This window comes from Streptomyces sp. NBC_01283 (genome assembly GCF_041435335.1).
Taxonomy (GTDB): Bacteria; Actinomycetota; Actinomycetes; order Streptomycetales; family Streptomycetaceae; genus Streptomyces.
The window spans coordinates 857002-876061 of sequence record NZ_CP108430.1 but is presented as its reverse complement, the minus strand read 5'-3'; the positions used below and the strand labels follow the sequence as shown (position 1 = coordinate 876061).

Here is a 19060-nt window from a genome sequence, read left to right as displayed (position 1 = left end):
ACGACAGCGCAGGTGCCCGGATTCATCCGTGCCCATGCCGCGCGGTCACGCCAAGAACATCACCACGCCCTCGTGCCTTCGCACAACCGATCAAGATCACCACCAGTACGCGGGATAGCGCGGCGCGCGGGGACGGGCGCAGGAAACGGCCCACCCGGCGAGGACGACCACGACGACCGCCCCGGCGAGCAGGGGCACGAAGGTCATGGGCCGAGGGTGGTGCAGGACGATCACGACGGCGGTGGCGCAGGCCGGTGAGTGCGGGGTGCGCGCCACGGTCATCACGGCCAGGCCGATGCCCGCCGCCAGCGCCGCGGCCCACGGGGCGCTGCCCAGCGCGGCGAGGATCGCGTAGCCGACTCCGGCGCACAGCAGATGGCCCGCGATCACGCTGCGCGGCTGGGCCAGTGGCAGCCGGGGGACGCTGTGCACGATCGCCGCGGATGCCGCCAGCGGAGGTATCAGGACCGGCTCGTGCACGACGGAACCGACCGCGACCAGGGCCAGCAGTACGGCGGTGACGGCGCTGACGTTGTGCAGGGCGGTGCCCGTCGGCGGCGGGGCGGGGGCGCGGCCCACGAGGCGGGGCAGGACGCGGGTGCGGACAGGGGAAAGCGGACGTGGGCGGGCGGGCGCGGGCGGCGCCTCGATGATTTCGTCGGTGCTCAAGAGAAGGACGTTCCGGACTTCAGCCGCCGGGGGACCCGGACGGTGGGGTGACAGAGGGCAGGAGTCGCCACGGTCGCCCGTGCGGTCGGCAGGGGCCCGGGCAGCATCGGCGGCCCGGGGTCTGGGCGTCCGCGTACTCACCCAAGATCTTACGAAGCCCGGCCGCGCGGCCTGCGACCAGGTCCGATGAGCACCGTTCTGACCAGCCCTGATGCAGGCACTACCACTGCCGCGGTCGTCGCCTACCGCGTCCGCGCCGCGGCCGTTACCGCACCAGGCAGGGCCGCTTGTTGTCGAACTGCCAGTCGGGGATGAGGTAGCGCATGCCGGTGGCGTCGTCGCGTGCGCCCAGGGCCTTCTGCCGGTAGAGGTCGTGCGCCGCCAGGAGCCGGTCCATGTCGATCTCTACACCCAGGCCGGGGGCGTCGGGTACGGCGATCTCCCCGTCGACGATGCGGGGCGGGGCGGTGGTGAGGCGCTCCAGGCCCTCCTGCCAGATCCAGTGGGTGTCCAGCGCGTTGTAGTCGCCCGGAGCCGCGGCCCCGCAGTGGGTGACCATGGCCAGGGAGATGTCGAAGTGGTTGTTGGAGTGGCATCCCCAGGTGAGCCCCATCGCGTTGCAGAGCTGCGCCACGCGTACGGAGCCCTGCATGGTCCAGAAGTGCGGGTCCGCCAGGGGGATGGAGACGGACTGCAGGGCCAGGGCGTGAGTGAGCTGCCGCCAGTCGGTGGCGACCATGTTGGTGGCGGTCGCGAGACCCGTGGCGCGGCGGAACTCGGCAAGGACCTCGCGGCCCGAGTAGCCGCCCTCGGCGCCGCAGGGGTCCTCGGCGTAGGCGAGCGTGTCGGTCAGGGGGGCGCACAGGTCGATCGCCTCGCGCAGGGACCAGGCACCGTTGGGGTCGAGGGTGATGCGGGCCTGGGGGAAGCGGTCCTTCAGGGCGCGGACGGCCGCGACCTCGTCGGCGCCCTCCAGGACGCCGCCCTTGAGCTTGAAGTCCCGGAACCCATAGCGGTCGTAGGCGGCTTCGGCCTGCCGGACGATGGCCTCGGGGGAGAGGGCCTCTTCGTGCCGGATGCGGTGCCAGTCGACGGGGGAGCCGGGTTCGCGGACGTAGTCCAGGTCGGTGCGGTCGGGGTCGCCGACGTAGAAGAGGTAGCCGAGGACGCGGACGGAGTCGCGCTGCTGTCCGTCGCCGAGCAGCGCCGCGACGGGCACCTCCAGGTGCTGGCCGAGGAGGTCGAGCAGCGCGGACTCGACGGCGGTCACGGCGTGGACGGCGGTGCGCAGGTCGAAGGTCTGGGCGCCCCGCCCGCCCGCGTCACGGTCGGCGAAACGGTCGCCGATCTCCCGCAGGACGCGCTTGTAGTCCCCGACGCGGGCGCCGACGACGAGGGACTCGGCGTCGCGCAGGGTCCGGGTGATCTTCTCGCCGCCCGGCACCTCGCCCAGGCCGGTGCGGCCCTCGGAGTCCTTCAGGACCACGATGTTGCGGGTGAAGTAGGGGCCGTGGGCGCCGGAGAGGTTGAGCTCCATGCAGTCCCGGCCGGCGACCGGGTAGACGCTGAACGCGGTGACGGTCGGCTGCCTGTTCATGATCAGAGATTCCTTGGGTTGGGGACACGCGAGTCGAGGAAACGTCGAAGGGACGTCAGAGAGTGAGGACGTCCAGGGCCCACTCCACCGCGAGGACGCCGCCGAGGCCGAGGATCGCGAGCACCGTCGTATAGGTGGTGCGGACCTTGATGGCCTCGATGACCGAGAGGTTGAAGTACTCCTTGAACAGCCAGAACCCGGGGTCGTTGACGTGGGAGAAGGCGATCGATCCACAGGAGACGGCGAGCACGAGTATCTCGGGGTGTACGCCGCTGCCCGCCAGGAGCGGCAGTACGACGCCGGAGGCGGTGACTACGGCGACCGTGGCGGAGCCCAGGGCGATGCGCAGGATCACCGCGATGAGCCACGCGAGGATGAGCGGTGAGATGGCCCAGCTGTCGGTGGTGTCCTTGATGTGGTCGGAGATGCCCCCTTCGACGAGGACGTTCTTGAAGGCGCCGCCCGCACCGATCACCAGCAGGATCATGGCCATGGCCTGGGCCGCCGACGTACAGGAGGCGCTCACGTCGGACAGGCTGCGGCCGATGCGCGGACCGAACGCCCAGACCGCCAGGAAGAGGGTCAGCAGCAGGGCGATCGGTGCCGAGCCGATGAAGGTGACGAAGTGCAGGAACGGGCTCTCGCCCGACGTGGCCATCTCGGTGACCGATGCACCGGCGATCAGTACGACGGGGAAGAGGGCCACGGTCAGCGACCAGCCCAGGCCCGGCATCTCCTCGTCGGTGAACTCGCGCTCGCTGACCAGTCCCTTGGGGATGGAGGGATTCATCGCCCTGATGAACGGAAGCCTCGGCCACACCAGGGCGATCAGCGCGCCGGCGGGTATCGCGATGAACAGGCCGTAGACCAGCGTCAGACCGACGGAGGCGTGGAACGTCGCGGCCACGGCGGTGGGGCCGGGATGCGGCGGCAGGAAGCTGTGCATCGTGGAGAGCGTGATGGACATCGGAAGCCCGATCCACAGCAGCTTCGCGCCGGTGACGCGTACGAGGGTGAACGCGATGGGCACGATGATGATGAAGGCGACTTCGTAGAACATGGTGACGCCGATGAGCATGGACGTGACGACCATGGCCACTTGGACCCAGCGCGGTCCGAACGCGTCCAGCATCTTGTTGGCGATGCGCTGGGCGGCGCCGGAGTCCCCCATGACGCGGCCGACCATCGCGCCGAGCCCGATGACGAGCATCGTGTCGCCGATCTGGCCGCCGATGCCCTCCGAGAGGACGTCCGGGATCGTGGCCACCGGAATCCCCTGCACCAGCGCGACTCCGACGGCCACCACGAGCAGGGCGGCGAAGCCGTTCAGTTTCAGGCGGGTCATGAGGAACAGCAGGATCACGACGCTGACCCCGACTACGACGAGCGGCATTTCAGTTCCCCTTTGAACTGTGGAGCAAGTGGCTCAGAGCGTTCGGGAGACGGTTCAGGCCCTGTGTCGCGGAGCCGAGACGAGATCCAGTCCGGCGTTGAGCACCTTCTCCAGGTCGGCGACATCACCGGGGCGGGGGTCGGTGAGGGGAGCGCGCACCGGGCCGACCGGCAGGCCGCGCAGCCGGGCGGCGGCCTTGACGAGCGAGACGGCGTATCCCGGTGCGCGGTCGCGCAGCTCGACCAGCGGGACGTAGAACTCCCTCAGGAGCCGGTCGACCGCCGCGTCGTCCTGCTGCCGCAGCGCGGTGAGGAAGGCGCCCGCGATCTCGGGGGCGAAGGCGTGGACCGCGGACGAGTAGGCGGGGACGCCGACGGTGGTGTAGGCGCGGGCCTGGATCTCCGCGGTGGCGGCGCCGTTGAAGAAGAGGAAGCCCTCGGGGGCGGCGAGGGTCAGGCGCTGCAGCCGGTCGAGGTCGCTGTGCCCGTCCTTGAGGCCGATGACGGAGGGGATGTCGGCGATCCGGCGCAGGGCGTCCGCGGTGAAGGCGACCTGGCCGCGCTGGTAGGCGATGAGGGGCAGCGCGGTGCCGGCGGAGATGCGGCGCAGCTGTTCCACCAGACCGTCCTGCGAGGCCTCGACCAGGTAATGGGGCATCACCAGCAGGGCGTCCGCGCCCTCCTCCTGCGCGATCCGGGCGAACCGCAGCGACTGGGCCCACCCGTATCCGGTGCCCGCCACCACCGGCAGCCGGCCGTCGGCGACCTCGACCGTGGCCCTGATGACCGCGCGGTACTCCTCCTCGTCGAGTGAGAAGAACTCGCCGGTTCCGCAGGCGGGGAACACCGCGCCCGGCTCCGTCGCCAACTGGGCCGTCAGGTAGGCCCGGTAGGCGTCCACATCGAGGCTGCCGTCACTCCTCATGCTCGTGAGCGGGAAAGACAGCACGCCGCGTGCCATGCCCTCCCGCAGCCGCTGGGCAACGTCCTGGGGCGTCGTGCTCATGCTGAGCTTGTTCATGAATCTCATCTCTATATGCAGATGGCGTCCACGTATGAGAATGGAGGCTAGAGTCATGAACGGACGGGGTCAATGGCCGGGAACCGCGGATCTACGATGGGCGCATGTCGGAGAGCGGAACGGACCGCGGGGCGGGTGCGGGTGTTCGCGGGGTGAAGTCGGCGCTGCGCACCGTCGCGCTGCTCGAACTGCTCGCCGAGCGCGCCGACCGGCCGGCCCGCCTGGACGAGCTCGCCGAGGAGTTGGACGTACCGCGCAGCAGCATGTACCAGCTCCTGCGGACCCTGACCGACTGCGGCTGGGTGCGCACGGACACCACCGGGTCCCTCTACGGCATCGGGATCCGCACCCTGCTCACGGGCACGAGTTACCTGGACGGCGACGAGCGGGTGCGCGCCATCCGTCCGTATCTCGACGAGGCCTCGGACGCCCTGGGCGAGACGATCCACCTGGCACGGCTCGACGGCCCGCACGTGGTGTACCTCGCGACCCGGGAGTCGCACGAGTACCTGCGCACCATCAGCCGGGTCGGCCGCCGGGTCCCCGCGCACGCCGGAGCCCTGGGAAAGGCGCTGCTGGCCGAGCGCCAGGGCAGCGAACTCCCGCTTCCCGCAGGGTCGTTGCCCGCCTTCACGCAGAGCACGCACACCGACCGGGCCGCCCTGCTCGCCGACCTCGGTCGGGTACGTGAACGGGGCTACGCCATCGACCGCGAGGAAACGGTGACCGGCATCGCGGGCTTCGGCTTCGCCCTGCGGTACGACACCCCGGCCGTCGACGCCATCAGCTGCTCGGTGCCCGTGGCCCGCCTCACCGACGAACACCAGAGCCGCGTCGTGTCCGTCATGCGGGAGATCCAGGCAAAGATCGAAACCCTCCTGTCACCCACCCCGGGCGCCCCCGACTGGCGCTGACCGGGATCCTCCCGTCACGCAAGGCCATGCCTCCGCTCCTGGCCTCCGTCGGCGCATCGCCTTGATAGGCAAGCCGTTACTTGCCTATGGTGGTGCTCATGGCGGAGGATGTTTTCAAGGCGCTGGCCGACCCCACCCGTCGGCGCATCCTTGACGAGCTGGTGGAGCGGGACGGCCAGACGCTGTTCGAGATATGCGCGAGGCTCCTGAACAAGCACGGCCTGGGACTGTCCCGGCAGGCGGTCAGTCAGCATCTGGCCGTGCTGGAATCCGCCGGCCTGGTCCGTTCGCGGCGCGAGGGCCGCTACAAGTTCCACGACCTGAACACCGAACCGCTCAAGGTCATCGTGACCCGATGGCTCAGGCCCGAAGCACCGGAGCGCACCTCATGAGAATCCACCTGACCAGCGTTTTCGTCGATGACCAGGAGAAGGCAGCGCGTTTCTACACCGACGTGCTCGGCTTCGTGAAGAAGCACGACGTCCCCATCGGGGACGACCGGTGGCTGACCGTGGTCTCGCCGGAGGCTCCCGACGGGACCGAACTGCTGCTTGAGCCCTCCGGCCACCCCGCCGTGCAGCCGTACAAGACGGCGCTGGTCGAGGACGGCATCCCGGTGACCTCCTTCGCCGTGGACGACGTGGCCGCGGAGTTCGAGCGGCTGCGCGCGCTCGGGGTGAACTTCACCCAGGAGCCGCTGGAGATGGGCCCGGTCACCACCGCGGTGTTCGACGACACCTGCGGCAACCTGATCCAGATCCAGCACAGCGAGTAGGAACGCCCGGCCACGAAAGTCGGTGGCGCGCCGGGTCCCCACCCGCGACCATGTCCCGCATGAGCGACCAACCCGAACGATGGAGTCAGGCGACCACCTACCCCGACATGTGGGCGGACCCGGACGACGACCCCCGCAACAGCGACGGAGTCAGCCCGGACGGCGAGTTGGCGACGCTGCAGGACTTCCTGACGAACTACCGCCTGACCCTGAAGATGAAGTGCGAGGGCCTGGACGCGGAGCAGCTGGCCCGGCGGTCGGTTCCGCCGTCGACGATGTCCCTGCTCGGCCTGTTGCGCCACCTCGCCGAGGTGGAACGGGACTGGCGCAACTGGATCAGGGACGGCGAGCCGCTGCCGAAGCTGTACGGCGAGCGCGACGCGGACTTCAACGGGGCGGTCGGCGACCAGGACGTGGTCGATGCCGCATACGCCGACCTGGCGCGCGAGCAGGCGGCGCTGGACGACGAACTGGCCGAATACCCGGATCTGGGCGAACGCCTGGGCAAGGACGGCTTCGCCGTCCGGGAACTGATGGTGCACAGGATCGAGGAGTACGCCCGGCACTGCGGGCAGGCCGACCTGCTGCGCGAGTGCATCGACGGCCGGGTGGGCCAGTGACGACTGCCCGGGTCACGAGGTGACGGCACCGCCCTACCCGTAAACCTTTACGGTAAGCGCCCCTTGCGGGCGTTCCCGCCCGCACCTTGCCCACGCCCTGCCCACACCCGCCGCCCGGCACCGGCCCGTCGACCTCTACGGTCGGCTACCGAGCGGTGTGTGCGTTGTGCGAAGATCCCAAGACCGTACGACGACCACGGTGGCGGACCCGCCGCGGACGTCGACGGTCGGCAACGGCCGCATGGCCAGGTGGGCTTACCGGGTGGGGAAGGCGGGAGAAGAGCGGTGGCGTCACAGCCATGGACTTCCGGCATGCGTTCAGCCATTGAGAGTGACACCGCGACGGCCCGGCAGCTGCCGCCGCCGCTGGTACTGCTGGTCGAGGACGACCCCGGCGACGCCCTCCTGGTCGAGGAACTCGTCGCCGACAGTGCGCTGAAGATGCGTCTGCAGTGGGTGCGTTCCATGGCCGAGGCGCGTGCGGCGCTGGCCCTTGAGGTGCCGGACTGCGTGCTGCTCGACCTGCACCTGCCTGACGCCCAGGGCCTTGAAGCCGTGTCCATGGTCCGGTCCCACGCCGAGCAGGTCGCGGTCGTGGTGCTCACGGGCCTCGCCGAGGAGGAGACGGGCTCCGCCGCCGTGGCCGCGGGGGCCCAGGACTACCTCGTCAAGGGCCGCGTGGAACCGGAGCTGTTCGGCCGGGCCGTGCGCTACGCGATCCAGCGCAAGCAGGCCGAGCAGGCGGCCGTCGCCCTGCAGGCCAGCCAGATGCAGGCCCAGGAGAACGCCCGGCTCGAACGGGGACTGCTGCCGAGGCCGCTCCTGAACAGCGCGGGCGTGAACGTCGTGGCCCGCTACCGGCCCGGCCGCGCCCAGGCCCTGCTGGGCGGCGACTTCTACGACATCGTCCAGAGCGCGGACGGCACCGTGCACGCCCTCATAGGGGATGTCTCCGGTCATGGACCCGATGAGGCGGCGCTCGGCGTGGCACTGCGCATCGCCTGGCGCACGCTGGTGCTCAGCGGCGTCACCGGCGCCGAGCAGGTGGGCCGGCTCGAGGAGATCATGCTGGCGGAGCGCGTGAAGCCGTACGTCTTCGCCACGCTGACGAGCCTTTCCGTCCCGGCGGGGGCACAGCACGTGCGGCTGGTACGCGCGGGCCACCCCGGGATGCTGCTGCGCACCGCGGAGGGCGGCGTCGAGTGGATGGAGGCGGCCGGCGGGCCTGCCCTGGGCGTCGCCCCGGGTGTTCCGCTCTGGCCGGTCGAGGAACTGCCGCTGCCCGCGGAGTCGGCGCTGGTGCTGTTCACCGACGGCCTCTTCGAAGGGCACATCGGCAAGGGCCGCGAGCGGCTCGGCGAAGAGGGACTCCTCGGCCTCGCGCGCGAGCTGGGTCCCCTGGCACCGGCGGCCTTCGTCGACACGCTGATCCAGCGGGCCGAGGGCCTCGCCGAGGAACAGGGCGGTCTGGCCGACGACGTGGCCGTCGTGCACCTGCACTGGCACGGGAGCGGAGACGGACCGACGAGAGCTGTGGCCGAAGGCCGCTACAAGAGCAGCATCGGAGAACAACGCCGTGGTTGAGACGACGAGCAGAGCATGGATCGGCCGTCGGCTGACGGTCCAGGGCTGGTTCCAGCTGGTACTGGTCCTGATGGTGCTCCTGGTGGTGGCGGGCACCGTGGTCGGCGCCCGTCTGCTGGGGCAGACCGCGGACGTGACCGACCAGCTGGCAGACCGTCTGCAGCCGGCCCGCACGCAGACCTACCGTCTGCAGGCCGCTCTGGTGAACCAGGAGACCGGCGTCCGGGGCTACGCCATCACCGCCGACCGCCAGTTCCTGGAGCCCTATGTCCAGGGCAAGCGGGACGAGGCCCGCGCCGCCGCCCGGCTGCGCGACCTCATAGGGGACCAGCCGCGCCTTGTGGCAGACCTCGAGGCGGTCCAGCGGGAGGCGGCGGACTGGCGCCGCGCGTACGCCGAACCGCTGGTGGAGAAGGTCACGCCCGGTGAGCCGAAGGCCGTCGCCGAAACGAATGTGGAGCGCGGCAAGAAGGTCTTCGACCAGATCCGTACCGTGTGGGCCGCGCAGAACGCCGACCTGGCCGAGGCCGTCGACGACGGCAGGGCCGAGCTGGACAGCACCCGCAAGGTGCGCACCGTGATCCTCGGCTCCATGGTGGCGGTCTTCCTGCTGGCCGGCGTCGTCCTGGCGTTCCTGGTGCGTGCGCTGGTGGCCCGGCCCCTGGAAGCGCTGCGTGCCTCCTCCCGCCAAGTGGCGCGCGGCGACTTCGACCACGTCATCACGATCGACGGCCCGTCGGACCTCAGGGCGGTGGCGGCGGACGTAGAGGGCATGCGGCAGCAGATCGTGGAGGAACTGGGGGCCTCGCGCCGCCAGCGGGACGTACTGACCCAGCAGGCGGCCGAATTGGACGCCCAGGCCGTGGAGCTGCGCCGCTCCAACGCCGAACTGGAGCAGTTCGCCTACGTCGCCTCCCACGATCTCCAGGAGCCCCTGCGCAAGGTCGCCTCCTTCTGCCAGCTCCTCGAGAAGCGGTACGGAGACACACTCGACGACCGCGGCAAGCAGTACATCGACTTCGCGGTCGACGGCGCCAAGCGCATGCAGATCCTCATCAACGACCTGCTCACCTTCTCCCGCGTCGGGCGCCTCAACGACGCCCGGGTGCCCGTCGACCTCGACCAGGCGCTGTCCAAGGCGCTGGCCAACCTGGACACCTCCGTCCAGGACACCGGCGCGATCGTCGAACGCCCCGAGAAGCTCCCCGAGATCATCGGCGACCCGACGCTCCTGACGATGCTCTGGCAGAATCTCGTCGGCAACGCCGTCAAGTTCCACCACCCCGAACGCACCCCGCGGATCCGGATCACGTGCGAGGAGGACGAGGGCTCCGGCATCTGGAGCTTCAGCGTCACCGACAACGGCATCGGTATCCCCGAGGAGTTCGCGGAGAAGGTCTTCGTGATCTTCCAGCGCCTGCACGGCCGGGATGCCTACGGGGGCACCGGCATCGGCCTCGCCCTGTGCAAGAAGATCGTCGAGCATCACGGCGGCCACATCTGGATCGACAGCGGCCAGGCCGAGGGAACGCGCCTCTGCTTCACGCTGCCGTCCGACACCGACACCGACACCGACACCGACACTGAAACCGACACGGCCGCGGCCACCCCATCCCGCACCGAGGAAAAGGCTCTGACATGACCAGCCCTGATGCCGCGCCGATCAACGTGCTTCTCGTGGAGGACGACCCGGGCGACGAGCTGATGACGCGCGAGGCGTTCGAGGACAACAAGATCCGCAACACGCTGCACGTGGTCCGGGACGGCGAGGAAGCGCTCGACTTCCTGTACCAGCGCGGCGAGTACACGGCGGCGCCGCGTCCCGATCTCATCCTGCTCGACCTCAACCTGCCCAAGTACGACGGGCGCCAGGTCCTGGAGAAGGTCAAGTCGGACCAGGACCTGCAGGACATTCCGGTGGTGGTGCTCACCACGTCGGCGGCGGAGGAGGACATCCTGCGCAGCTACAAACTGCATGCGAACGCCTACGTGACCAAGCCGGTCGACCTGGACCAGTTCATCGCCGCGGTACGCCAGATCGACGACTTCTTCGTCCAGGTGGTGCGCCTGCCCCGACGTCAGGTCTGAGAGGCGAAGGCTGATCCGCGCGGCGCCGCATGGAGGGGGAGGGGGGGGCAAGGGACGGAGCGGCGGGCGTGGACTAGATTCCTCGCTCATGACTGAGACCTCCTCCCACCTGTCCGCGACAGCGGATGCCTACGACTCCGTCGCCGTCCTCTACGACGAACTGTCCCGCGACGCGCTCGACGCGTTTCCGCTGGACCGCGCGGTGCTCGCCGCGTTCGCCGAACTCGTGTCGGCCGGTGCCGGACCGGTCGCCGAACTGGGGTGCGGCCCCGGCCGGACGACGGCGCACCTGCGGGACCTGGGTCTCGACGTCTTCGGCATCGACCTGTCGCCCGCGATGATCGAGCTCGCCCGGCAGAACCACCCGGACCTGAGGTTCGAACTCGGCTCCATGGACGCCCTCGACCTCGCCGACGGCAAGCTGGCCGGCATCGTGTCCTGGTACTCGCTCATCCACACCCCGCCGCAGGATCTGCCGCCGTACTTCGCGGAGTTCCGGCGGGTCATCGCGCCGGGCGGCCACATCCTGCTCGGGTTCTTCGAGGCGGACGGCGGCCCGGTCACGCCGTTCGACCACAAGGTCGTGACCGCCTACCGCTGGCCCGTCGACGGCCTCGCGGAGCTGGCCCGCGAGGCCGGGTTCGTGGAGGTCGGCAGGATGCTGCGCGAGCCGCACGAAGGCGAACGGTTCCGGCGCGGCCATCTGCTGATGCGCGCGGGCGAGTGACTCAGGCGCGGGCCGTACCGCGGGGCTCGCGGCGCATCGGCCACAAGGTCGGCCCGCCGCCGGGCAGTTGCGCCTCGCCGAGCACCTCGAAGCCGAAGTGCTCGTACACGGGCAGGTTCGCGGGCTTGGAGGATTCCAGGTAGACGGGCAGGCCGTCCGCGTCGGCCTTGGCGAGGCCCGAGCGCAGGAGGGCCGCTCCGTGCCCCTGGCCCTGGGCGGCGGGGTCCGCGCCGACCACGGCCAGGTACCAGTGCGGCTCCTGGGGGCCGTGCGCGGCGGCCGCGGTGGTGGCCTCCTGGAACAGCGGGGCCCGGTCGCCGAGTATCTCCCCGAGCTCCGCGATGGTCTCCGCGTCGGGAACGGCCTTGTCCTGGGCGCCCGGCGGCACCCAGTAGGCGGCCGCCGCCGCGGTGTGCTCGCAGACGCCGTGGTGGACGTACTGCCGGGTGAAGAGAGTGGCGAAGTAGCGGGCGAGCCCCGCCTCGCGGGTGGCGTCGGCGGGGAAGAACCAGCGCATCATCGGGTCGTCCGCGAAGGCACGGGCCAGGGTGCGGCCGATCTGCGAAGCATCGTCGATCGTGGCCTTCTTGGGAGTATTCGTCATCGACATACGGGTCATTCTGCACCCGATGATCTTCGATGGCCGGGCGGGGTCCCGTTGGCCTACGTGGGTCAATGGTGCGTTCCGGGCGGGCGGTTCAGGTTGCAGGCGAGGGGGTGTCGCCCCCGGCCGATTCGCTGTCGATCATGGTCTCGCCGAACGCGGCGGCCAGCGCCTGCGCGATCAGGTCCGGCAGCGCGGAGCGCCCGTCGTCCTGGGCCCAGCGGACCAATGCCGTGTGCATGGCGCCCAGGCAGGCACTGGCCGCCGCCTGGGCCCGGAACGCCGCGCCGCCCTCGGCGGCTTCGTCCCCGAGGCCGTCGACGATCGCCTGCTGCAGGGCGTACTGACTGTCCAGGTGCTTGGCCCGCAAAGCCGGCGTCGAGATCATGAGCCGGAGCTGGGCAAGCAGGAACCGCTCGTCCGCCGTCAGTTGCTCTCCCTTGGCGCCACCGGTCATCGCCGAGGCCGAGTCGACGAGCGCCCTGCCGATACGGCGGACCAGAGGCTGCGCGGCCGTCGACGCGGCGATCCGCTCGGCGACGAGGCGGCTGTGCTGCTCAAGGAGCACGAGATCTTCCTTGGTGGGGAAGTGCCGGTAGACGGTCATGGGCGACACACCCGCGGCCTCGGCGACATCGGTCACGGTCGTGGCGTCGTACCCCCGCTCGGTGAACAGCCGTACCGCATGCGCCTGAATCGTGCGCTGCGTCTCGATTCGCCTCTGTGCGCGGAGTGTTGAGTGGTGGTCGGGCATGTGGTAGACCCTACCGTAGTGGTAGTGACTACCAAATTGGTAGTCACTCGCATCGAGGGGTGGCGGACATGAGTGATCTGACTGGCAGGACGGCCCTGGTGACCGGAGCCTCGCGCGGTATCGGGCAGGCCATCGCCACGCGGCTGGCGGCCAAGGGGGCGACGGTCGTCGTGCACTTCGGCTCGGACGAGGACGGGGCGGCGGCCACGGTCAAGGAGATCGAGCGCGCCGGGGGCACCGCGTTCGCCGTCAGGGCGCGACTGGGCGCGGACGACGACGTCGACACGCTCTTCGCGGGAGTCGAGGCGGGCCTGGTGGGGCGGCCGCTCGACATCCTCGTCAACAACGCGGCGGCCCCGCCCGCCGGTCCGCTCGGCGTCACGACACGCGCGGAGTTCGACCGCCTGTTCGCGGTGAACGTCCGTGCGCCGTACTTCATCATCCGGCGCGCCCTGCCCGTGCTCCGGGACGGCGGCCGCATCATCACGATGTCGTCCGTGGCGGCCCGGAGCGCCTTCCCCACCCAGACGTCCTTCGCCATGACGAAGGGCGCGATCGAGACGATGAGCATGACCCTGGCCGACGAGCTCGGCCCCCGGGGCATCACGGTGAACGCGGTTGCTCCCGGCGCCACTAGGACGGCGACCAACGAAGCGGCCTTCGCGGCGCCGGGCCTGGCCGAGTTCATCACCGCGGGGACGGCCCTTGGCCGTCTCGGCGGGCCCGACGACATCGCCGACGTCGTCGCGTTCCTCGCCTCCGACGAGGCGCGCTGGATCACCGGCCAGGTCATCGACGCGAGCGGCGGCCTGTTCCTCGGGCCGCGCCCCTGACACGGCCACCGCTCGCGGTGGCCCCGGGCCTTCGGTCCGCGGTGAAATGAACTCGCCTCCGCCGGGCGATGTCCATATTCTCGGCGGAGCGGGATCGCGCGATCCCGCAGGTTGCGGCGCCGTGGCAGAGCGGCCCATTGCGATCGGCGTGCGGGAAGCCCCTCGCACGCCGACTGACGGGAGCCGGGCGGGCCTTGCCCTTCCCTGTCCGCGGGTTCGAATCCCGCCGACGCCGCAGCCGATCCGTACGAGATACGGGATACGAGATACGTGAGTCGCTGACTGGAGTTCTATGAGCACGCCCGTCCCCGCCGCTCCGGTGTTCGTCGGACCGGAAGAGACCGCGGCCGTCGGGCGAGGGCCGATCAGCGTCCTGTGGTCGCTCGGCGACCGTACGAGGGAGCTGGACGCCGATGTCGTCCGGCTGGCCCCGGGCGCGAGCATCGGCGAGCACACGGAGGAACAGTGGGGGGTCCTGTTCACCGTGCTGACCGGCACCGGTGAACTCCGCACCCCCGACGCGGCCTGGCGGCTCGCGCCCGGCGCCCTCGCCTGGCTTCCCGCGGGCATCACCCGCTGCGTGGACGCGGGGGAGGAAGGGCTCGTCTACACGACCGCCCACCGCCGCCGCCCGGTCCTCGCCGCGGGCTCGGCCGACGGGTCCGAGGCGGGCGAACCGGTCTGCCTGCTCGGCCGCGTCTGCCCCGCATGCGGCCGGCTCGCCGCCGAACGCGACGCCCGCTACTGCGCCCGCTGCGGAACACCGTTGGCCGACGACTGACGGAGACCGGCTTTGTCGGACGGTTCTCGGCTCACGACCACTCGGCCACCAGACAGGAGCTCCTGAAGATGCCCGAAGCGAAGACGACTCACGCCGGTGCGCACCCAGGGGCGCAGGACGTCCTGGCCGGTGACCACCGCTTCGCGCACCTCCTCGCCGAGAACGTGCACTGCGTGCTCGGGGACAGGATGGTGTTGCGTGACGTCTCGCTGAAGGTGTCACGGGGCGAGCGGGTGGGCCTGATCGGCGAGAACGGTCGGGGCAAGTCGACGTTGCTGCGCGCGCTCGCCGGTGAACTGCCGCTGCAGCGAGGCCAGGTCGTACGAGCGGTCGCGGGCCAGGTGGGGTTCCTGCCGCAGCAGCCCGGCTTCCCGGACGGAGCGACCATCGAGACCGTCGTCGCGCGGGCGACCGCCGAATTCGCCGACATGTCCGAACGAATGCGAGCCGCCGAGGAGTTGATGTCCTCCGGCAAGGACGACGATGACCTGAGCGAGGTGCTCGCCGAGTACGGCCGCCTCCAGGACGAGTTCGCGCGACGCGGAGGCTGGGAACTCGACGCCCGTATCGGCGAGGTGCTCGACGTCTTCGGCCTCGGCGGCCTGGAGCGGCGGCGCCCCACCGAGACGCTGTCGGGAGGCGAGCGGTCCCGACTGGCGCTCGCGGAGCTGGTGCTCACCGAACCCGCGGGGCTGCTCCTCGACGAGCCGACGAACCACCTCGACGACCGTGCGGTGGACTGGCTCGTCCAGTGGCTGGCCCAGTACCAGGGGCCGTGCCTGATCGCGTCGCACGACCGGCTGCTGTTGGACACCGCCGTCACCGGCATCGTCGACCTGGACGGCTCACGCGGCTCCACCGTGCGCTACGGCGGCGGTTACCGCGACTACCTCGACGAACGCGCCGCGGCCCGGGAGCGTTGGTGGCAGCAGTACCGCGACTGGCGTCAGGAACTGGCCGAGGCGCGGCGGCGGCTGGACAGGGCCGGCAGGTCCGGCCGCACCTTCGGTGCGATGCGGGACAGCGACAAGCTCTCCTACAACCTCGCCGGAGGCGGTGCCCAGGCCGCCGCGTCCCGTGCCACCCGCGCGGCCCGGCAGCAACTGGCGCGGCTGCTGGACGAGGAGGTGCACCGCCCACCCGAGCCGCTGTCCTTCCAGCCGCCGTTCCAGGCGTCGGAGCAGGCGTCGATCCTTGCGTCGGAGAGTGGGGAGCCGCCAGGCGGCGTGCTGCTCCGGGCCGAGGGTCTTGTCGTCGGCGATGTGGTGCGGGGTGTGGACCTGGAACTCGCCCCCGGTTCACTGCATGTGATCACCGGAGCGAACGGCGCGGGCAAGACCACGCTCCTGTCCGTACTGGCAGGTCTCCGGGAGCCCGACGCGGGGAGGGTGGTACGTGAACCGGGTCTGCGCATCGGTTACTTGCCGCAGGAGAGCCACTTCTCCCAGGAGCAGCGCGGCGTGCTGGAGACCTTCGCCGCCCACCGCGCTGTCTACGTCGACGACGCCGCCAGGGAGCTGACCCGCTTCGGCCTGTTCGCGGCCTCGGAGTTCGATGTGCCGGTGAACCGGCTTTCCGAGGGCCAGCTGCGACGACTCGAACTCGCGCTGCTGTTCTCGCGGCGCCCGCATCTGCTGCTGCTCGACGAGCCCAGCAATCACCTCAGCCTGGCGCTGGTCGAGCAACTGCAGGAGGCGGTCGCGCAGTTCACGGGCCCGGTCGTGATGGTCACTCACGACCGGGCCCTGCGCGAACACCATCAGGACAGGCTGCTGGAGCTGTCCGAGGGCCGGCTGGTCGAGCGAAGCTGAGGGCGGGCGGCCGGCGTCAGTCGGCCACGTCTCCGTACGTCGTGCCGACCTTGAGCCCGTCGATCCAGTTGATGACGCGCTTGTCCTGGACCTCGGAGCCGTAGGAGCCGAAGCGGGTGTCATTGCCCAGGTCGTCCCAGGTGCGGCCGGAGAACTCGGCGACCTTGGTGCCGTTGTAGAAGGCCGACACCCACCCGGTGGAAGCGTCGGACGAGGTGTGGATGCCGAGCACGATGCGCTTGTACGTACTCGTCGTGACGGGCGTGGACCACTTCAGGGTCCACTTCTCGCCGACCTCGATGTGGAACAGCTTGAGCTCGCCGCCCTCGACCTTCATCAACACCGGGTAGTTCTGCTGGTGTTGATCGTTGGTGCCGTACGACTTCCACTGGAAGATCGTGCCCGCGTCCGGGGTGTTGGTGGAGGTGTCCCAGCCGATCCAGTACGTCGAGTTGTTCTTGAAGGTGTACCGCGACCCGCCGACGCTGATCCCGTGGGCCTCGCAACGCTCAAGGCCCAGCGGCTTGTTGAACTTGAAGACCTGACCGCGGCCGTCGCCGTTGTCCTGTGCGGAGACGCTGCCGGGCGAGTCGCACAGCGTCGAGGAGAACACGCCGGTCCCGCCGGATGCGTCCCCGTCCCAGATGACGGAGGCGTCGGCGGGTGCGGCGGTGAGCAGGACGAGGGAGGAGGTGGCGGCCGTGAGCGTGCCGGTTCGCTTGCGCATGTGGGGCTCCTTGCGAGTGGGGGGAGGGGCTCGCTTGGCTGTGTGTCCACGTGTGCGACAGGTGGACAGTAAGCGGTTTCTAGCATGGTCGCGGTCGAACGCTCAAGGGGTAAGCGTGAGTTGAGCGCCGCGATGTAGAAACCGTTGTCCGCGAAAGTTCAGCCGAGGACGAGCGGGAGCCTCGCTGCCAGGTCGCCCAGTTCGGTCTTCTCCGCGTCGGTCGGGGCGCACCGCCCCGTGCCGACCAGCAGCGCCTGCGTGTCCGAGAACGACGCGGGGAAGACGGCGCCGGCGATCCGCTCCAGCATGTCCCGGCTGCGGGCGAGCCCTTCCGCGGGCGGCCCGGCCACGTCCGGGAGGTACGCGATCAGGTCGAGGTGGTGCAGCGTCCATTCCATGACGTACGTGGTGAGGTAGTCGCCCGTGGTGAGGACCTCGTCGCGGGTGCTCACCCGGGCGGCGGGGTCGGCGAGCCCGGCGGCGCGGCCGGCGGCCGAACCGACGTCGTCGAGGTGGAACTTGAGCAGCCAGGGCTCCTCGTACGCGGCGGCCAGCCGGACGGTCAGCGCGTCGAGCGGGTCCTCGCCGGTCGGCGGCGTCGCGCTGACGTCCCAGTACGTCAGCGCGTCGTGGGTCGGCTCCGCGTCGGAGGGGGTCACGAGGGTGATCAGGACGTCCTGGGCGTCGACGATCAGATGGCACACCAGGTCCCGCACGAGCCAGCCGGTGCAGCCGGAGGGCTGTGTGAAGGCTTCGTCGGGGAGGTCGGAGACCGCCGTGCGCAAGGCCGTCCAAGAGCGCGAGAAGAGATCCACGGCGCCAAGGTAGTGCGGAGTCGCAAAGGCGGACAAGCGCATTTGAGCGGTTCGGCGCTGCGGTGCTCCTGTCACCTTGGCAGGACTGGACGCAGCGCCGATGCCCCACCTGGCGCCGGACTCCCTCGGCATCAGCGCCACGACCGGTGGGGCCGCCGACGCGACCCGGTTCCGCGCGCTACGCCGGCGGCGTGGCCCGGATCGCGGAGATGTCGAACTGCAGCCGTACCTTCTCGCTCACCATGGCGCCGCCCGTTTCCAGGCGCTGGTTGTAGACGAGGCCCCAGTCGGTGCGGTCGATGGTGGTGGTGCCGTCGAAGCCGGCCCGCTCGAAGCCGAAGGGGTCCACGACCGAACCGAGGTAGTCCAGCTGCAGCTCGACGGGGCGGGCGACACCGCGGATGGTCAGTTCCCCGGCCATGCGGAACGACTCCCCGCCCTCGTGAACCGTGGAGGTGCTGCGGAACGACATCTCCGGGTGGCGGCGTGCGTCGAAGAAGTCGCCGCCGACGAGGTGCGCGTCCCGCTGTTCCACGCCGGTGTCGACGCTGCCGACCCGGATGATGATCTCGGCCCGCGACTCGGAGGGCCGGGCGCCGTCGAAGTACAGCGTGCTGTCGTAGTCACCGAAGGCACCTCGCACCGTCGTGACCATCGCGTGCCGTACGGAGAATCCGATGCGGCTGTGCGGGCGGTCGATGGTCCACTCCCCGGTCAGCGCACGAAGTGCCGGGTCGAGTTCGGCACCGGCGGTCGCCGAGAAGGAAGTGCTGGGGCCGACCGCCGATATCGGCTCGAGGGTCGTGGTCTGGCGACGGCTGAAGATACCCATGATGTCGCGTCGTCTCCTTCGGATTTGATCACTCCGTGTTATCACGCCGATGGCTGCGGCAACCCAGCAAGATGGGAGGTCTCGTCCGGGTTCGACGCCGGGGGCTGGAAAGATGCACAAGATCGGCACGGATGTGGAGGCACGATTGGGTTGCCTGGCGTCACGCACCGTCACATTTGCTGTGCGTATCACGCGCCGGTGCGGACTGTTCGACTGCTCGGCCGCTCACGGGGATCAGCGGGACCGGCGTCAAACTGTCATCGGCGTTCATCGGGTGCATACTTGAAATAATTCTGAGGGTCGGAGGCGCAAATGATCGCACTCGGAATCATCCTCCTCATCATCGGCCTATTGGCCGGCATCTCCATCCTGTGGACCATCGGCGTCATCCTCGTCGTCATCGGTTTGGTCCTGTGGATTATGGGTTCCGTCGGTCACGCGGTAGGCGGGCGAAAACACTATTGGTAGGCGCGGCCAACGGCCTCCTGGAAGCGCGCTGCGGGTCCGTCGCGGCCC

Annotated in this window: 21 protein-coding genes; 12 read left to right on the top strand and 9 right to left on the bottom strand. The window is 70.1% G+C overall.

Going from position 1 to position 19060, the window contains the following annotated elements:
- Window positions 1-96 precede the first annotated feature (96 nt).
- The 4 genes from OG302_RS04085 to OG302_RS04070 form a co-directional block, all read right to left on the bottom strand.
- A complete protein-coding gene (locus tag OG302_RS04085; RefSeq protein WP_371525420.1) occupies window positions 97-669 on the bottom strand; it encodes an HPP family protein in 573 nt (190 codons plus the stop codon).
- A gap of 265 nt (window positions 670-934) precedes the next feature.
- On the bottom strand, window positions 935-2266 hold the full coding sequence (locus OG302_RS04080) for an enolase C-terminal domain-like protein (protein WP_371525419.1): 1332 nt from the start codon (window positions 2264-2266) through the stop codon (window positions 935-937).
- A 55-nt stretch (window positions 2267-2321) separates the two neighbouring features.
- Complete coding sequence (locus OG302_RS04075) at window positions 2322-3659, bottom strand: gluconate:H+ symporter (RefSeq protein ID WP_371525418.1); 1338 nt, start codon at window positions 3657-3659, stop codon at window positions 2322-2324.
- Window positions 3660-3713: 54 nt separating this feature from the next.
- Window positions 3714-4679, bottom strand: a complete 966-nt coding sequence (locus OG302_RS04070; protein ID WP_371525417.1) for a 5-dehydro-4-deoxyglucarate dehydratase — start codon at window positions 4677-4679, stop codon at window positions 3714-3716.
- 104 nt (window positions 4680-4783) lie between these two features.
- Here OG302_RS04070 and OG302_RS04065 point away from each other — a divergent pair, with 104 nt between their 5' ends.
- From OG302_RS04065 to OG302_RS04030, 8 genes are all read left to right on the top strand, one after another.
- Window positions 4784-5593, top strand: coding sequence for an IclR family transcriptional regulator (locus OG302_RS04065; RefSeq protein ID WP_371525416.1), 810 nt, complete (start codon window positions 4784-4786; stop codon window positions 5591-5593).
- 98 nt (window positions 5594-5691) lie between these two features.
- Window positions 5692-5985 carry an ArsR/SmtB family transcription factor gene (locus OG302_RS04060; protein ID WP_371525415.1) on the top strand — a complete coding sequence of 98 codons (294 nt, stop codon included), beginning with the start codon at window positions 5692-5694 and terminating at the stop codon, window positions 5983-5985.
- Window positions 5982-6368 (top strand): VOC family protein, encoded by a 387-nt coding sequence (locus OG302_RS04055; RefSeq protein ID WP_371525414.1) that lies wholly within the window; start codon window positions 5982-5984, stop codon window positions 6366-6368. The genes OG302_RS04060 and OG302_RS04055 overlap by 4 nt, the downstream gene beginning before the upstream one ends.
- Window positions 6369-6418: 50 nt before the next feature.
- Window positions 6419-6988, top strand: coding sequence for a DinB family protein (locus OG302_RS04050; RefSeq protein ID WP_371525413.1), 570 nt, complete (start codon window positions 6419-6421; stop codon window positions 6986-6988).
- A 312-nt stretch (window positions 6989-7300) separates the two neighbouring features.
- Entirely contained in the window at window positions 7301-8572 is a 1272-nt protein-coding gene (locus OG302_RS04045; RefSeq protein WP_371525412.1) for a PP2C family protein-serine/threonine phosphatase, read from the top strand.
- A gap of 70 nt (window positions 8573-8642) precedes the next feature.
- Window positions 8643-10214 (top strand): CHASE3 domain-containing protein, encoded by a 1572-nt coding sequence (locus OG302_RS04040; RefSeq protein ID WP_371750014.1) that lies wholly within the window; start codon window positions 8643-8645, stop codon window positions 10212-10214.
- Entirely contained in the window at window positions 10211-10660 is a 450-nt protein-coding gene (locus OG302_RS04035; RefSeq protein WP_371525411.1) for a response regulator, read from the top strand. The genes OG302_RS04040 and OG302_RS04035 overlap by 4 nt, the downstream gene beginning before the upstream one ends.
- An 88-nt stretch (window positions 10661-10748) precedes the next feature.
- On the top strand, window positions 10749-11387 hold the full coding sequence (locus tag OG302_RS04030; protein WP_371525410.1) for a class I SAM-dependent methyltransferase: 639 nt from the start codon (window positions 10749-10751) through the stop codon (window positions 11385-11387).
- Window position 11388: 1 nt separating this feature from the next.
- Here OG302_RS04030 and OG302_RS04025 read toward each other — a convergent pair whose 3' ends face one another.
- On the bottom strand, window positions 11389-12006 hold the full coding sequence (locus OG302_RS04025) for a GNAT family N-acetyltransferase (RefSeq protein ID WP_371525409.1): 618 nt from the start codon (window positions 12004-12006) through the stop codon (window positions 11389-11391).
- A 79-nt stretch (window positions 12007-12085) separates the two neighbouring features.
- Window positions 12086-12745 carry a TetR/AcrR family transcriptional regulator gene (locus OG302_RS04020; protein WP_371525408.1) on the bottom strand — a complete coding sequence of 220 codons (660 nt, stop codon included), beginning with the start codon at window positions 12743-12745 and terminating at the stop codon, window positions 12086-12088.
- 68 nt (window positions 12746-12813) lie between these two features.
- Between OG302_RS04020 and OG302_RS04015 the strand changes: the two genes are divergently transcribed.
- The 3 genes from OG302_RS04015 (at window position 12814) to OG302_RS04005 (ending at window position 16170) form a co-directional block, all read left to right on the top strand.
- Complete coding sequence (locus OG302_RS04015; RefSeq protein WP_371525407.1) at window positions 12814-13578, top strand: SDR family NAD(P)-dependent oxidoreductase; 765 nt, start codon at window positions 12814-12816, stop codon at window positions 13576-13578.
- A gap of 292 nt (window positions 13579-13870) precedes the next feature.
- Window positions 13871-14359, top strand: a complete 489-nt coding sequence (locus OG302_RS04010; protein WP_371525406.1) for a cupin domain-containing protein — start codon at window positions 13871-13873, stop codon at window positions 14357-14359.
- Window positions 14360-14427: 68 nt separating this feature from the next.
- Window positions 14428-16170, top strand: a complete 1743-nt coding sequence (locus tag OG302_RS04005) for an ABC-F family ATP-binding cassette domain-containing protein (protein WP_371525405.1) — start codon at window positions 14428-14430, stop codon at window positions 16168-16170.
- Between the two features lie 16 nt (window positions 16171-16186).
- Here the strand turns inward: OG302_RS04005 and OG302_RS04000 are convergent, their stop codons facing one another.
- From OG302_RS04000 to OG302_RS03990, 3 genes are all read right to left on the bottom strand, one after another.
- Entirely contained in the window at window positions 16187-16897 is a 711-nt protein-coding gene (locus tag OG302_RS04000; RefSeq protein WP_371525404.1) for a hypothetical protein, read from the bottom strand.
- A gap of 158 nt (window positions 16898-17055) precedes the next feature.
- Entirely contained in the window at window positions 17056-17712 is a 657-nt protein-coding gene (locus OG302_RS03995) for a maleylpyruvate isomerase N-terminal domain-containing protein (RefSeq protein ID WP_371525403.1), read from the bottom strand.
- A 178-nt stretch (window positions 17713-17890) separates the two neighbouring features.
- The gene (locus OG302_RS03990) at window positions 17891-18544 is read right to left on the bottom strand and encodes a YceI family protein (RefSeq protein ID WP_371525402.1); all 654 of its coding nucleotides are present in this window, start codon (window positions 18542-18544) and stop codon (window positions 17891-17893) included.
- Window positions 18545-18856: 312 nt separating this feature from the next.
- On the opposite strand from OG302_RS03990, the gene OG302_RS03985 reads away from it, so the two are divergent.
- The gene (locus OG302_RS03985; RefSeq protein WP_361830582.1) at window positions 18857-19012 is read left to right on the top strand and encodes a DUF6131 family protein; all 156 of its coding nucleotides are present in this window, start codon (window positions 18857-18859) and stop codon (window positions 19010-19012) included.
- Window positions 19013-19060 lie beyond the last annotated feature (48 nt).

Bases quoted from the DNA above. Each gene is read 5' to 3' on its own strand.
- OG302_RS04000 (WP_371525404.1), bottom strand. From the start codon at position 16,897: ATGCGCAAGCGAACCGGCACGCTCACGGCCGCCACCTCCTCCCTCGTC.
- OG302_RS04065 (WP_371525416.1), top strand. From the start codon at position 4,784: ATGTCGGAGAGCGGAACGGACCGCGGGGCGGGTGCGGGTGTTCGCGGG.
- OG302_RS04020 (WP_371525408.1), bottom strand. From the start codon at position 12,745: ATGCCCGACCACCACTCAACACTCCGCGCACAGAGGCGAATCGAGACG.
- OG302_RS03990 (WP_371525402.1), bottom strand. From the start codon at position 18,544: ATGGGTATCTTCAGCCGTCGCCAGACCACGACCCTCGAGCCGATATCG.
- OG302_RS04035 (WP_371525411.1), top strand. From the start codon at position 10,211: ATGACCAGCCCTGATGCCGCGCCGATCAACGTGCTTCTCGTGGAGGAC.
- OG302_RS04025 (WP_371525409.1), bottom strand. From the start codon at position 12,006: ATGACCCGTATGTCGATGACGAATACTCCCAAGAAGGCCACGATCGAC.
- OG302_RS04005 (WP_371525405.1), top strand. From the start codon at position 14,428: ATGCCCGAAGCGAAGACGACTCACGCCGGTGCGCACCCAGGGGCGCAG.
- OG302_RS04040 (WP_371750014.1), top strand. From the start codon at position 8,643: ATGGTGCTCCTGGTGGTGGCGGGCACCGTGGTCGGCGCCCGTCTGCTG.
- OG302_RS04075 (WP_371525418.1), bottom strand. From the start codon at position 3,659: ATGCCGCTCGTCGTAGTCGGGGTCAGCGTCGTGATCCTGCTGTTCCTC.
- OG302_RS04010 (WP_371525406.1), top strand. From the start codon at position 13,871: ATGAGCACGCCCGTCCCCGCCGCTCCGGTGTTCGTCGGACCGGAAGAG.
- OG302_RS04050 (WP_371525413.1), top strand. From the start codon at position 6,419: ATGTCCCGCATGAGCGACCAACCCGAACGATGGAGTCAGGCGACCACC.
- OG302_RS04030 (WP_371525410.1), top strand. From the start codon at position 10,749: ATGACTGAGACCTCCTCCCACCTGTCCGCGACAGCGGATGCCTACGAC.
- OG302_RS04015 (WP_371525407.1), top strand. From the start codon at position 12,814: ATGAGTGATCTGACTGGCAGGACGGCCCTGGTGACCGGAGCCTCGCGC.
- OG302_RS04045 (WP_371525412.1), top strand. From the start codon at position 7,301: ATGCGTTCAGCCATTGAGAGTGACACCGCGACGGCCCGGCAGCTGCCG.
- OG302_RS04060 (WP_371525415.1), top strand. From the start codon at position 5,692: ATGGCGGAGGATGTTTTCAAGGCGCTGGCCGACCCCACCCGTCGGCGC.
- OG302_RS04070 (WP_371525417.1), bottom strand. From the start codon at position 4,679: ATGAACAAGCTCAGCATGAGCACGACGCCCCAGGACGTTGCCCAGCGG.
- OG302_RS04055 (WP_371525414.1), top strand. From the start codon at position 5,982: ATGAGAATCCACCTGACCAGCGTTTTCGTCGATGACCAGGAGAAGGCA.
- OG302_RS04080 (WP_371525419.1), bottom strand. From the start codon at position 2,266: ATGAACAGGCAGCCGACCGTCACCGCGTTCAGCGTCTACCCGGTCGCC.
- OG302_RS03985 (WP_361830582.1), top strand. From the start codon at position 18,857: ATGATCGCACTCGGAATCATCCTCCTCATCATCGGCCTATTGGCCGGC.